Origin of the sequence: Acinetobacter calcoaceticus ANC 3811 (assembly GCF_000399665.1) — a bacterium.
Lineage (GTDB): Bacteria > Pseudomonadota > Gammaproteobacteria > Pseudomonadales > Moraxellaceae > Acinetobacter > Acinetobacter calcoaceticus_B.
The window spans coordinates 3094278-3108013 of the sequence record NZ_KB976986.1; the positions used below are offsets into that span (position 1 = coordinate 3094278).

Annotated in this window: 11 protein-coding genes; 9 read left to right on the forward strand and 2 right to left on the reverse strand. The window is 39.8% G+C overall.

Annotation, left to right across the window (positions count from 1 at the left end; all coding sequences use genetic code 11):
• Positions 1 to 99 precede the first annotated feature (99 nt).
• From hutC to murI, 9 genes are all read left to right on the forward strand, one after another.
• On the forward strand, positions 100 to 852 hold the full coding sequence (hutC, locus tag F935_RS15770; protein WP_016139792.1) for a histidine utilization repressor: 753 nt from the start codon (positions 100 to 102) through the stop codon (positions 850 to 852).
• Positions 849 to 1424, forward strand: coding sequence for a HutD/Ves family protein (locus F935_RS15775; protein ID WP_016139793.1), 576 nt, complete (start codon positions 849 to 851; stop codon positions 1422 to 1424). Before hutC ends, F935_RS15775 begins: the two co-directional genes overlap by 4 nt.
• 250 nt (positions 1425 to 1674) lie before the next feature.
• Positions 1675 to 3354, forward strand: a complete 1680-nt coding sequence (gene hutU, locus F935_RS15780; protein WP_004640122.1) for a urocanate hydratase — start codon at positions 1675 to 1677, stop codon at positions 3352 to 3354.
• Between the two features lie 87 nt (positions 3355 to 3441).
• Positions 3442 to 4980, forward strand: coding sequence for a histidine ammonia-lyase (hutH, locus tag F935_RS15785; RefSeq protein WP_016139794.1), 1539 nt, complete (start codon positions 3442 to 3444; stop codon positions 4978 to 4980).
• A gap of 64 nt (positions 4981 to 5044) precedes the next feature.
• Complete coding sequence (locus F935_RS15790; RefSeq protein ID WP_016139795.1) at positions 5045 to 6457, forward strand: amino acid permease; 1413 nt, start codon at positions 5045 to 5047, stop codon at positions 6455 to 6457.
• A 51-nt stretch (positions 6458 to 6508) separates the two neighbouring features.
• A complete protein-coding gene (gene hutI / locus F935_RS15795; RefSeq protein WP_016139796.1) occupies positions 6509 to 7714 on the forward strand; it encodes an imidazolonepropionase in 1206 nt (401 codons plus the stop codon).
• A gap of 10 nt (positions 7715 to 7724) precedes the next feature.
• Positions 7725 to 8645, forward strand: a complete 921-nt coding sequence (gene hutG / locus F935_RS15800; protein WP_035366359.1) for a formimidoylglutamase — start codon at positions 7725 to 7727, stop codon at positions 8643 to 8645.
• Between the two features lie 253 nt (positions 8646 to 8898).
• Positions 8899 to 10725: a DUF885 domain-containing protein gene (locus F935_RS15805; RefSeq protein ID WP_016139798.1), complete on the forward strand. Its 1827-nt coding sequence runs from the start codon at positions 8899 to 8901 to the stop codon at positions 10723 to 10725.
• Positions 10726 to 10839: 114 nt separating this feature from the next.
• Positions 10840 to 11640: a glutamate racemase gene (murI, locus tag F935_RS15810; protein ID WP_016139799.1), complete on the forward strand. Its 801-nt coding sequence runs from the start codon at positions 10840 to 10842 to the stop codon at positions 11638 to 11640.
• Here the strand turns inward: murI and F935_RS15815 are convergent.
• Together F935_RS15815 and F935_RS15820 are read right to left on the reverse strand one after the other, a co-directional pair.
• Positions 11627 to 12250, reverse strand: coding sequence for a LysE family translocator (locus tag F935_RS15815; RefSeq protein ID WP_016139800.1), 624 nt, complete (start codon positions 12248 to 12250; stop codon positions 11627 to 11629). The genes murI and F935_RS15815 overlap by 14 nt on opposite strands.
• A gap of 226 nt (positions 12251 to 12476) precedes the next feature.
• Positions 12477 to 13679 carry a hypothetical protein gene (locus F935_RS15820; RefSeq protein ID WP_016139801.1) on the reverse strand — a complete coding sequence of 401 codons (1203 nt, stop codon included), beginning with the start codon at positions 13677 to 13679 and terminating at the stop codon, positions 12477 to 12479.
• Between the last annotated feature and the right edge of the window lie 57 nt (positions 13680 to 13736).

A 13736-nucleotide genomic window follows, 5' to 3' on the forward strand; every position in this document is an offset into this window, starting at 1 on the left:
ATCTATTTAATTCATAAATTAACATATTGTATGTAGTTGTATATACATAGCATGTCAACTAAAATACCTTTTTGCCTGCTGCCTTTTTGAGACTTTGCTATGCCCAGAACATCAAAACAAGAACATGCTGAGCTTTCGATTGAAGCTGATAGTCCCGTTCCTTTATATCAACGCGTAAAACAGCTGATTTCACAAAAAATTTATGAAGGCTCATGGGCTGTAAATAAAAAAATTCCTTCGGAAAGTGAACTGGTTAATCAACTCGGTTGTAGCCGCATGACGGTAAATCGTGCGCTACGAGAGTTAACAACAGAGGGCTTACTCGTTCGAATTCAGGGCGTTGGTTCTTTCGTTGCTGAAGGACAGGGCCGTACTGCACTTTTTCAAATTAATAATATTGCCGAAGAGATTATTGCACGAAACCATAAGCATCATGCTGAAGTTTTAGTCTTAGAACAAATTTATGCAAATGCAGAACAAAGCGTGTTAATGCAGACTCGCGAAGGGCAAAGATTATTTCACTCGATTATTGTGCATTATGAAAATGATGTACCTGTTCAGGTCGAAGATCGTTTAGTCGATGCAGCACTGATTCCAGATTATCTACAACAAGATTTTAAAACCATTACCCCAAATGCTTATTTAATGGCAAAAGCACCTGTCTCAGAAGGTGAGCATATTGTCGAGGCAGTTTTAGCATCGCCGCAAGAGTGTAAGTGGCTGAAAATCACAAAAGCTGAACCGTGTTTATTGATCCGTCGCCGCACATGGTCAAACAAACAACTCATTTCAAGTGCGCGTTTGATTTATCCGGGCAGTCGTTATTATCTCGAAGGGAAATTTAACCCATGATTGAATTGATCAGGGCCGATCAATATACAAAAATGCTTTGGAAAAATGGTGCAGGCTTTACTTTAGAAATTGCTCGAAGCCAAGGTGAAGCTGATTTCGATTGGCGTATTTCGATGGCAGATGTGACCACTTCTGGGCCATTTTCGCTATTTCCCAATAAGCAGCGAATTATTAGTGTGCTTGATGGGAAAGGCATGGTGCTGCATGTCGATGATCTTCCTGCCAAAACGCTGAACCAAGGCGATATTTTTGCTTTCCATGGTGAGAGTCAGGTTCAAAGTGAACTGGTAGACGGGGCAATTCGGGACTTAAATTTAATTTATGATCCTGCAAAGTTTCATGCTCGTTTTCAGTGGTTGAATGATGCAGCGGAACAGGCATTTATTAGCTCGGCAGACCTGATTTTTATTTTTAATCAGCGTGATGAAACACAAGTAAATGTGGATGATCATTCCGTTCAGCTTGCTGCTCACGAGACGTTAAAAATTGAGAGAAATGCTGGAGTGACATCAATCAGTTTTCTAAAAAAACAACTCAAAAGCTGCTATGTCATTGAGTTAATTCAACGTTAAAACTAAATAAATTCTTTTTTAAAAGCACATGTCTAGTGAAAAGATATGTGCTTTTTTTATGGCTAATATAAAAATAAATTAATTTAATTCATGAGCTTATTCAATTTTTTTAAAAAAATATGAGTAACCCTCTTCACGCCGTAAAATATTTGTGTAGTATATGGATGTATATACAAGTTAATACATTACTATACAAATGCAGAAACAAGTGATGTTCTGCTGATGTAAGCTCAAAGGAAGGAGTCCGCCTGTGACAACAACAACGACAACAAAATTTCGTGATGTAGAAATTCGTGCGCCACGCGGCACTGAATTGACGGCTAAAAGTTGGTTAACTGAAGCTCCATTACGTATGTTGATGAATAACCTTGATCCGGACGTTGCAGAAAACCCGAAAGAGTTGGTTGTATACGGTGGTATTGGCCGTGCAGCACGAAACTGGGAATGTTTCGATAAAATTGTAGATACTTTAAAAAATCTTGAAACTGACGAAACTTTATTAGTTCAATCAGGCAAACCAGTAGGTGTATTTAAAACTCATAAAGATGCACCACGCGTTTTAATTGCAAACTCTAACCTTGTGCCACACTGGGCAAACTGGGAACACTTTAACGAATTAGACGCTAAAGCTTTGGCAATGTACGGTCAAATGACAGCGGGTTCTTGGATCTACATCGGTAGCCAAGGCATTGTACAAGGTACTTACGAAACTTTCGTTGAAGCAGGCCGCCAACATTACAATGGTGATTTAAACGGTCGTTGGGTTCTTACTGCTGGTTTAGGCGGTATGGGTGGTGCTCAGCCTTTAGCTGCAACACTTGCAGGTGCGTGTTCTTTAAACATTGAATGCCAGCAAGCAAGTATCGATTTCCGTTTACGTACTCGTTATGTAGATGAACAAGCAACTGATTTAGATGATGCTTTAGCGCGTATTGATCGTTACACGAAAGAAGGCAAGGTCATTTCAATTGCACTTCATGGCAACGCTGCAGAGATTTTACCTGAGCTTGTTCGCCGTGGTGTACGCCCTGACATGGTAACCGACCAAACAAGCGCACACGATCCACTCAATGGTTACTTACCAGTAGGCTGGACTTGGGATGAATATCGTGAACGCGCGAAAACAGAACCAGAAGCTGTTGTAAAAGCTGCAAAACAGTCGATGGCGAAGCACGTACAAGCGATGCTTGATTTCCAAAAAATGGGTGTTCCAACATTTGACTATGGTAATAACATCCGTCAAATGGCGAAAGAAGAAGGCGTAGAAAATGCTTTTGACTTCCCTGGCTTTGTACCTGCATATATCCGTCCATTGTTCTGCCGTGGTATTGGTCCATTCCGTTGGGCAGCGCTTTCTGGTGACCCAGAAGACATTTATAAAACAGATGCCAAAGTTAAAGAATTAATTCCTGATGATGAACATTTACATCACTGGTTAGACATGGCACGTGAACGCATTAGCTTCCAAGGCTTACCAGCGCGTATTTGCTGGGTTGGTTTAGGCTTACGTGCAAAACTTGGTTTGGCATTTAACGAAATGGTTCGTAGCGGTGAATTATCAGCTCCAGTTGTGATTGGTCGTGACCACTTAGACTCAGGTTCAGTTGCGAGTCCAAACCGTGAAACTGAAGCAATGCAAGATGGATCAGATGCAGTATCAGACTGGCCTCTATTAAATGCATTGTTAAATACAGCGGGCGGCGCAACTTGGGTGTCTTTACATCACGGCGGTGGTGTAGGTATGGGCTTCTCTCAACATTCAGGCGTTGTAATTGTGTGTGACGGTACAGATGACGCTGCTGCACGTATTGCTCGTGTACTGACCAATGACCCTGCAACAGGTGTTATGCGTCATGCCGATGCCGGTTATGAAATTGCGATTAACTGTGCGAAAGAGCAAGGCTTAAACTTGCCAATGATCACGCAATAAAAATACATGGAAGAACTAGCGGTGCTTTTTGCAATTGTGAAAAGCACTGTCTCAGCAGAATATAGTGCAAAAAATTAGGAAGCCAACATGGAATTACTGATCCAACCGGGAAAATTAACCTTAGCTGATTTACGTCGAGCTTACCTCAACCCGATTAAAGTTAAATTAGATGACAGTGCTTCAGCTGCAATCAACGCAAGCGTGGCTTGTGTAGAACAGATTGTAAATGAAGGGCGTACAGCTTACGGCATTAACACAGGTTTTGGTTTACTTGCTTCAACCAAGATTGCTCCTGAAGATTTAGAACAATTACAGCGTTCGTTAGTTCTTTCGCATGCAGCAGGTGTAGGTGAACCACTTGATGATGCAATGGTTCGTTTAATTATTCTATTGAAAGCAAATAGCTTGGCACGTGGCTTCTCAGGTATTCGCCGTAAAGTGATTGATGCTTTGTTGGCTTTAATTAATGCTGAAGTTTATCCGCACATTCCTCTTAAAGGTTCAGTAGGCGCTTCGGGTGACTTGGCACCACTTGCCCATATGTCATTGATTTTACTGGGTGAAAGTAAAGCGCGCTACAAAGGTGAATGGTTACCAGCAATTGAAGCTTTAAAAATTGCAGGCTTAGAGCCAATTTCTTTAGCTGCTAAAGAAGGTTTGGCACTTTTAAATGGTACCCAAGTTTCGACTGCTTATGCTTTACGTGGCTTGTTTGAAGCTGAAGATTTATTTGCTGCTGCGACAGTTTGTGGTGGCTTAAGTGTTGAAGCAATGTTGGGTTCACGCTCACCGTTTGATGCACGTATTCATGAAGTACGTGGTCAACGTGGTCAAATTGATGTTGCTGCGGCGTATCGTGACCTCTTAACAGACTCAAGTGAAATTGCACATTCACACGAAGACTGTAGCAAAGTTCAAGATCCGTATTCTTTACGTTGCCAGCCACAGGTGATGGGTGCATGTCTAACCCAAATCCGTCAGGCTGCTGAAGTTTTAGCAATTGAAGCAAATGCTGTATCTGATAACCCACTTGTTTTTGCAGAACAAGGTGATGTGATTTCTGGTGGTAACTTCCATGCAGAACCTGTAGCAATGGCGGCAGATAATTTAGCATTGGCAATCGCAGAAATTGGTTCACTTTCAGAACGTCGTATTTCGATGATGATGGACCGCCACATGTCACAGCTTCCACCGTTCTTGGTTGCTAATGGTGGCGTTAACTCAGGTTTCATGATTGCTCAAGTTACCGCAGCAGCTCTTGCGAGTGATAACAAAGCACTTGCACATCCAGCGAGTGTTGATAGTTTGCCAACTTCAGCGAATCAGGAAGACCATGTATCAATGGCTCCGAATGCTGGTAAACGACTTTGGCCAATGGCCGATAACGTTCGTGGCATCTTAGCTGTCGAATGGTTAGGCGCTTGTCAGGGTCTAGACTTCCGTGAAGGCTTAAAAAGCTCGCCTAAACTTGAACAAGCTCGTAAAATCTTGCGCGATCAAGTTCCTTACTACAGTGAAGACCGTTTCTTCGCTCCTGATATTGAACAAGCAAGTGAATTACTTTCGAGTGGTTGTTTAAACGAGTTACTTATTCCAAAACTACTCCCTAGTCTATCTGAAGTGTGATTGATAAAACGGTCACATGGAGTGGCCGAATCCAACTAAATATCCTCAAGGATTGGAGATTATAATGTCACAAGACTCTACATTACAGCGGGGGCTAAACACCCGCCACATTCGTTTCTTGGCATTGGGCTCAGCAATTGGAACTGGGCTTTTCTATGGTTCGGCTACTGCCATTAAAATGGCGGGGCCTTCGGTCTTACTAGCGTATATCGTTGCAGGGATTGCAATTTATATTGTTATGCGCGCACTGGGAGAAATGGCTGTCCATAACCCTGTATCCGGTTCATTTAGCCACTATGCATCACAATACATAAGTCCTTTGGCAGGTTTTACCACAGGTTGGACTTATGTTTTTGAAATGGTGATTGTTGCACTTGCCGATGTCACCGCTTTTGGTATTTATATGGGGTTCTGGTATCCCGATGTACCACGGTGGATCTGGATTTTATCTCTCATTATGTTCTTGGGTGCCATTAACCTGATTCACGTTAAAGTCTTTGGTGAACTCGAATTTTGGCTTTCCATCATCAAGGTGAGTGCTATTGTTGCCATGATTGTGGGCGGAATAGGCTTAATGTTCTATGGCTTCCATGCTGACCATAGCAATGTCGTTCCGGGACTTCAAAACTTATGGATTTATGATGGCTTTATGCCACATGGTATTGCAGGCTTAGTTGCATGTTTATCTGTGGTTGTATTTGCTTTCGGTGGTATCGAAATTATTGGTTTAACTGCTGGCGAATCACAAGATCCGAAAACGACTTTGCCAAAAGCAATTAACGCTGTTCCAGTACGTATTTTACTTTTCTATGTGCTGACCATTTTTGTTTTGATGTCGATTTTCCCATGGAATCAAATTGGTAGCCAAGGTAGCCCATTTGTACAAATTTTTGAAAATTTAGGCATTAAATCTGCTGCGAATATTCTAAATATCGTTGTGGTAACTGCTGCGATTTCGGCAATTAATAGTGATGTATTTGGTGCCGGCCGTATGTTGTATGGTATGGCGAACCGTGGTCAAGCACCTCGCATTTTCCAAAAATTATCGCGTAATGGTGTGCCTTGGATGACTGTTGTGGTTATGGCTGGCGTGCTGTTAATTGGTGTGGTGCTGAACTACCTAATTCCTGAAAATGTATTCATGATCATTGCATCAATTGCGACTTTTGCAACGGTTTGGGTATGGCTCATGATTTTGCTTTCACAAGTTGCGATGCGCCGTAAATTATCTACTGCTGAAATTAAGGCACTTGATTTCCCTGTATGGGGTTGGCCATATGCACCTGCGTTCGCGATTGGTTTCATGGTGTTTATTTTAGTCATGATGGGTTATTTTCCTGATTCACGTCCTGCAATTTATGTCGGTATAACATGGCTTGCTCTTTTAACTATTGCTTATCGCATATGGGTAAAACCACAGCAAAACTTGGGAAAGGAAAGTAATCCTATCCAGCAAAATGTTGAGATAGAAAGCTAACAAATGAACTGCCCAATGGTTTAACTATTGGGCAGTTTTGAGGAAAGGCTCATGAAAAAACTTTGGCAAAATTGCCACATTGCGACCATGCAAAATGGGCAATACTCCTACATTGAAGATGCTGCAATTGTCACAGAAGGGCATCTCATTCAGTGGATTGGAAAACAACAAAAACTTCCTACCGACACATATTCCGAAACAGTTGATTTAAAAGGCGCTTGGGTAACCCCAGGTTTCATCGACTGTCATACGCATAGTGTATTTGGTGGCAACCGTAGTGTTGAGTTTGAAAAACGCTTACAGGGCGTAAGTTATGCTGAAATTGCAGCAAGCGGTGGTGGTATTGCCAGTACAGTGCGTGCAACCCGTGAAGCAAGCGAAGAACAACTATTAAATTCAGCACTTAAACGCATTCGCTGTATGCAACAAGACGGTGTAACGACTATCGAGATTAAGTCTGGTTACGGACTCAATTACGAAAATGAGCGCAAAATGCTGCGTGTGATTCGTCAAATTGGTGAAAAATTACCAATGACGGTCAAAAGCACATGCTTGGCTGCTCATGCTTTACCACCAGAGTACAAAGACCAAAGCGATGCTTATATTGAGCATATCTGTACAGAAATGTTGCCTAAACTGCATGCTGAAGGTTTAGTCGATGCGGTTGATGCTTTTTGTGAGCATCTGGCATTTTCACCTGCTCAGGTTGAACGTGTTTTTAAAACAGCCCAATCTTTGAATTTACCCGTTAAGCTTCACGCGGAACAGCTCTCATCTTTAGGTGGCTCAAGCTTGGCAGCACGTTATCATGCATTATCGGCTGACCATTTAGAATACATGACCGAAGATGATGTCAAAGCTATGGCAGAGTCGGGTACGGTTGCTGTGTTATTGCCGGGCGCCTTTTATTTGTTGCGTGAAACACAATACCCACCGGTTGAAAGCCTGATTAAGCATGGTGTACGTATTGCACTGTCGAGCGATTTAAATCCGGGTACATCTCCAGCACTTTCTTTACGTTTAATGCTGAATATGGGAAGCACACTATTCCGCCTTACACCTGAGCAGGCACTGGCAGGGGTGACCATTCATGCTGCACAAGCACTGGGTTTAGAGCAAACGCATGGCAGTTTGGAACAAGGTAAAGTCGCTGACTTTGTGGCTTGGTATATTGAGCATCCATCTGAAATTGTTTACTGGCTTGGCGGAGATTTGCCTAAGCGAGTGATTCAGCATGGACAAGAAGTTATTTTTTAAACGGTGTCACATGAATCACACATTTAAATGGCAAGGTCGCCATGATGGCGAAGGTGAAGAGCACCAACGTATTCATCATATTATGAATAAAACCCAACACGCAGACTTTGCGTTGATTGGTTTTAGCTCTGATGAAGGCGTGAAACGTAACAAAGGCCGAGTCGGTGCTGCCGATGCGCCAGATGCAATCCGTAATCAGCTGGCTAATTTACCTATTCATCGTCCAGTGAGTATGGTCGATTTGGGTACAGTCACTTGTGAATATGACAATTTAGAACAAGCGCAAACTGAATTGGCTGAGCAAGTCGCAAATAGCCTACAAAATGGTTTAAAACCGATTGTACTGGGCGGTGGACATGAAGTTGCATTTGGCAGTTTTAGCGGTCTGTTCCAATATGTACAAACCCACGCACCAGATAAAAAAATAGGCATTATTAACTTTGATGCCCATTTTGATTTGCGTGAAGCAGAGCATGCCACCTCTGGAACACCTTTTTTACAGGCCGCAAAACTATCTGAGCAGCATCAAAAACAATTTAATTATTTATGTATTGGGGTCGCTAACCATGCCAATACTAAAGTTTTGTTTGATACAGCCGATGCGCTGAATTGCTCATATTTACGTGATCATGAGGTTAATATTTTTAACCTACCAAACGTGCTTGCGGCGGTTGATACTTTTATTGAAAAAGTCGACTGTTTGTACGTTACGATTGATTTAGATGTCTTCGCGGCTGCGGTTGCACCGGGGGTCAGTGCACCTGCTGTAAAAGGAATTGATTTAGCCACTTTTGAAGCAATTTTTAAGCATATTCAAGAGACTGGAAAAATCAAACTTTTAGATATTGCTGAATGCAATCCAAAATTTGATTTAGACAACCGAACTGCAAAACTGGCTGCGTATATTGTTTATCAATATTTGTTTTCTTGAGAAAGAATTTTTAATTTAGAAATAAAAAAAGTGCACTGAGATCGCTCATGTGCACTTTTTTAAGTTTCTGAACCATTAAAGTCAGCTACGGAATATAGATATCAACTATAAATAATTTAATTAAAAAGAAAATTAATTTATAAAATCATTGAGTTAAAAAAATACTCGATTTTTACACTATTTTATATGCTGCTTGGCACGTAATTTGTTTTGTCTTTATTTTAACCTTTGTTAAATATTTCTGGATAATTAAATGAAAAACAGAACCTTACATTTTGCTTGTATCAGTGTTTTATTTTGGATGTCTCATTCTTCTAATGCTGCAACCCCCGAAATAAATACGAATCCCATCGAAAAATCACAATCTAAACAAAACAGTGGTGTCTCTGTTCGGGTGAAAGCTTTAAACCAGCTTTTACAAGAACAGTGGGAATACACTTTGAAAAATAGTCCTGAAACTGCAACGACTTTAGGAGATTTACGCTACAACAATCGATGGACTGAGCTTTCAAAAAATCAGATCGAGAAAGATAAAAAAAGTACTCAAAATTTTTTAAAACGTTTTGAAGCGATTGATAGCACAGGGTTTTCGGCAACTGATCAATTAAATAAAGATCTAATGATTTATCAGTTGAAAGAGACACTTAAAAGTTATGATTTGAAACTCTATGAGATTCCTTTCAATCAAATGTGGGGGCTACATTTACAATTTCCGGGATTTATTAGCTCAATTCCCTTTGATAATGCCAGGCAATATCAAGACTATATTTCTCGTTTAAAACAAATTCCTCTTATTCTTGATCAAGGTATTCAGTTAGCAAAACAAGGACAAAAAGATGACTTAATGCCACCGAAATATTTAATTGAAAAGGTGGCAAAGCAGATTAATAGTATTGCGACTCCAGCAGGGAAGGACAGTGTGTTTGCTTCTCCATTAAAGCAATTTCCAAAAAACATTTCGAAAGCAGAACAAGAGCGTTTAAGCCGTGAAATGCTACAGGCCATAGATCAGCATGTTCGGCCCGCCTATCAAAAACTCGGAACGTTTATTCAGAAAGATTACTTACCCTATGGACGAGAACACGAAGGTATCTGGAGCTTGCCAAACGGTGACGAGCTCTATCGCTTTTATGTAGAAAACAATACGACCACCTCTGAAAGCCCTGAAACTATTCATCAATTGGGATTAAAAGAAGTTACTCGTATTGAAGCGGAAATGCTGAAAATTGCCAAAGCACAAGGTTTCAATGACTTAAAAAGTTTCCAACAATCCTTAAAAACAAATCCAGCCGTTTTCCCAAAATCTCGTGAAGAAATTTTAGAGATTTATCGAGGATATATTGCCCAAATGCAACCAGAGCTGCCGAAGCTCTTTGGTTTATTACCCAAAAATAAAGTCGAAGTTTTGCCTGTAGAGCAATATCGAGAAAAAGAAGCGGCAGGTGCGGAGTATCACCAAGGAACACCTGATGGATCACGCCCCGGACAAGTGTATGTGAATACAGGGGACTTCGCTGAACGTTCAAAAATATCAATGGAAGCTACGGCTTATCATGAGGCAATTCCCGGGCACCACATGCAGATTGATATTGCCCAAAACCTGCCAAATTTACCGATGTTCCGAAAGCAGCCCAACCACACAGCTTATATTGAAGGATGGGCACTTTATGCAGAGCAATTGGGTAAAGATGTTGGTTTCTATAAAGACCCGCTTTCAGACTATGGAAGACTATCGAGTGAGTTGTTCCGTGCTTGTCGGTTAGTGGTTGACACTGGGGTACATTATAAAAAGTGGACCCGTCAGCAAATGATTGATTTTATGAGAGAGCATTCTGCTTTAGATGAACCTGATATTCAGGCAGAGACAGATCGATATATTGCTATTCCTGCACAAGCATTAGCCTACAAGATGGGCCAACTAAAAATTTTAGAGCTACGAGAGTTAGCGAAACATGAGCTTGGTGATCGTTTTGATATCAAAGCATTCCATGACATGATCTTAAATGCAGGAACATTGCCTTTAAATATACTCGATGCACGTATTAAAAATTGGATAAAGGAACAAAAAGCGGCAGCATAAAATAAATTCGAAATTTAAGTCAGGTCCTCGTTGGGCCTGATTTAAAAACAGATAGAAAACATCATATAATAATGAAAAATATAGTTTGTTTTTGAATTTTAGAATGGAAAAATAATGAACCAGAAGAATAACCCGATTGGAATGATTGATTCTGGTTTAGGTGGGCTGTCTCTATTTAAGCACATTCGGCAGGCCCTTCCGAATGAAGATATTATTTACTTTGCAGACTCGAAATATGTCCCGTATGGAGACAAAGAGAGTGACTGGATTGTTTCAAGAACCACTCAGTTAATCTCAAATCTTATTAATGATGGGAAGTGCAAAGCGATCGTTGTTGCTTGTAACACCATGACTGCGGTAGCGATTGAAACAATCAGAGCACAAATTAGTGTTCCCCTAATTGCGATAGAACCAGCGGTAAAACCAGCAGTAGGAATAACCTTAAGTAAGCATATTGCTGTTTTGGCAACTGCAACTACGGTTAAAGGAAAAAATCTAGAAAGTTTAATTGCAACTTACGCACAAGATATCAAAGTGTCTTTAGTGCCCTGTATTGGTCTGGCCGAAAAAATTGAAAATGGCAAAGCACATACCGCCGAGGTTAAAAGCTATTTAAAAAATATCTTGGCGCCGCTAGTTGAGCAAAAAGTTGATACGATTATTTTAGGATGTACACACTATCCATTTGTCTCAAACATTATTCAGGATCTTGTGGGTTCTGATATTCAAATTATTGAGCCTTCAGAAGCAGTTACAGCGCATTTAATGCGCCAGTTAAAAAGATATGACTTAAGTTCAGAAAGTACAAATGAGGGGAGTCATATCATTTGGACCAGCTCAGACCCAATTACAGTCGCTGATGTTACTTTTTCGCTGTTAGGTAAGCATTTACCAGTAAAAACTACTGGTTTTTAATGCCAAGAAAAACGCCTAATCCCATAAAAATGAGTCCGCCCATCATGGACATAGATTTCTGTGACTTTTGTGTTTTATTTAATTTTTGACTAATGTAATTAGCCAAGAACACACAAACAACATCGGCTGAAACAAAGATCAAATTCACAATAAGCCCCAGAATGATAAATTGAAACCAAACTGGAAAATCTAATGAGGTATTAATAAATTGAGGTAAAAATGCAATATAAAAAATAGCGGTTTTAGGATTTAAAACTTCGACCAAAATGCTCTGCTTCAAAGATAACTGACCATCTTCGAAATTCTGTTGAATAGCAGGCTTAGATGTAGATCTAAATAATTTAATGCCTAACCAAACTAAATACAAAGCGCCTAGAATTTTAATAATATCATAGAGTTTTGGAATAATTTGAAAGATGGTCGTTAAGCCTAAAGAGGCTGCGATGATATGAAAACATCCGCCTAAAAAAATGCCAAATGCCGCCATCAAGCCAGATTTTCTGCCGCGAGAAAGCGTTTGTGCAGCGGTATACAGCATTGCTGGACCCGGAATATAAGCAAAAATAATCGTAGTAATTAAAAATGTTATAAAAAGTTCTAAAGAAATCATGTTTTACCTATCTTATTGTTACTATTTTTGAATAAATTTTACGCAATTTAAAGTATAAGAAATTTATAAGTATTTCAATTTTATAATTAGATTTATTTCTATAAAACTAAAAATCATCCAAAGAATGATTTTAAATTCTTTGGATGATTAAAAATAGCTTGATCTAACTTTTAGAGTCGCTGTCTAAAAGCCTTCACTACGAAGACCTAAGTTCAAAGCGCCCAAATTAAGCTGTTTTAAGTTCCCAGCGCTGTTTTGGGTCATTAGATCGTTGACTAATACCTACAGATGAACCCCAGAGATGTGTTAGTACAGCATCTGGTTGACCTTCTACAAAGATATAACCATCTTCAAATGCCCAATTAGTTTGGTACTGGCGACCCGCGCCTTGCAAGAAAACATTGCCACTATGCCAATTAACTGGTTTTATTTCTTTATCATTGGTACTGTTTAACGCTGTTTGCAGTTGTTCAAAAAACTCATTTGATTTTAAGCTTACTTTTAAAATCTTTTTAGCCGTATCCATATTTTTTTCATTCGTATGTAAATTTAGAGTTTTTCTAAGCTCTAAAAGGACTTTTACGGCTTCTTTTTTAAGATCTTGAGCATTTTCATATTCTTTATATGCTTTTCCATGAAGCTCCGCCATGCTTTCTTTCTTTATATTTTTTAGTAGAGCATCGATATTCTCATGGCGTAAATGCAACCGGAACTCTGACCTTGTGGTCCAATCTTTTTGATCCAAGACATCTAATTGCACAGAGGCAAGAATGATCTTATAGAGTTGTTCATTCTGTTCAGGAATACCTTCAAAGCCAGGAATATTTAAAACTAGCCAAGGAGAGCGAGCATATTCATGGAACTTTTGTTCGATGCGATGAATTGACTCATGAGCGAGTACGGCATTTAAATATTCGTTCAGCTTAGTCTCATCGAGTTTGCCAATGAGTTCGGATTTAATATTTTCTTCGCCGTTACTATAAATAAATGTCTGTAATAAATGAACAATATCAAGACAATCACTGGTTTTTAAGTGGGCGAGTGTTTCTTCATCTTGTTTTGGCAAAAGACTAAGGAAATTTTCTAAGTCTTTGTCTAATAATTTATATGCAATCGCATTTGTTTCAACATGAGCACCGAGCACCCAACTAGAACGGATATCTTTAACTTTGTTGTATAGCTTATTCTCTCGACCACTGCGATAGTCGTGGCTCTCAAAATACCAAAGTTCTTCTTCTATGTTTTTAACCTTGTCATGTACCGTAAATTCACGATCAGCGGTATGAGAATACGCTATCTGACCCGTTTCACCAAGTGCACTCACCGCATCTTGTAAACCATGTATCTGGCCACCATACAGACTTGAAATACATGCACCTGTTTCTTTATTAACGATTCTAAAGTTTCCTTTTGGGAATCCATTAGCCATGATAAGTCACTCCTTATAATTAGAAAGTTTTTGTAATTGTCGAAATTAATAGTTATC

Coding starts and splice junctions, on each gene's coding strand:
- hutC (WP_016139792.1), top strand. CDS start 100: ATGCCCAGAACATCAAAACAAGAACATGCTGAGCTTTCGATTGAAGCT.
- F935_RS15775 (WP_016139793.1), top strand. CDS start 849: ATGATTGAATTGATCAGGGCCGATCAATATACAAAAATGCTTTGGAAA.
- hutH (WP_016139794.1), top strand. CDS start 3,442: ATGGAATTACTGATCCAACCGGGAAAATTAACCTTAGCTGATTTACGT.
- F935_RS15790 (WP_016139795.1), top strand. CDS start 5,045: ATGTCACAAGACTCTACATTACAGCGGGGGCTAAACACCCGCCACATT.
- hutI (WP_016139796.1), top strand. CDS start 6,509: ATGAAAAAACTTTGGCAAAATTGCCACATTGCGACCATGCAAAATGGG.
- hutG (WP_035366359.1), top strand. CDS start 7,725: ATGAATCACACATTTAAATGGCAAGGTCGCCATGATGGCGAAGGTGAA.
- F935_RS15805 (WP_016139798.1), top strand. CDS start 8,899: ATGAAAAACAGAACCTTACATTTTGCTTGTATCAGTGTTTTATTTTGG.
- murI (WP_016139799.1), top strand. CDS start 10,840: ATGAACCAGAAGAATAACCCGATTGGAATGATTGATTCTGGTTTAGGT.
- F935_RS15815 (WP_016139800.1), bottom strand. CDS start 12,250: ATGATTTCTTTAGAACTTTTTATAACATTTTTAATTACTACGATTATT.
- F935_RS15820 (WP_016139801.1), bottom strand. CDS start 13,679: ATGGCTAATGGATTCCCAAAAGGAAACTTTAGAATCGTTAATAAAGAA.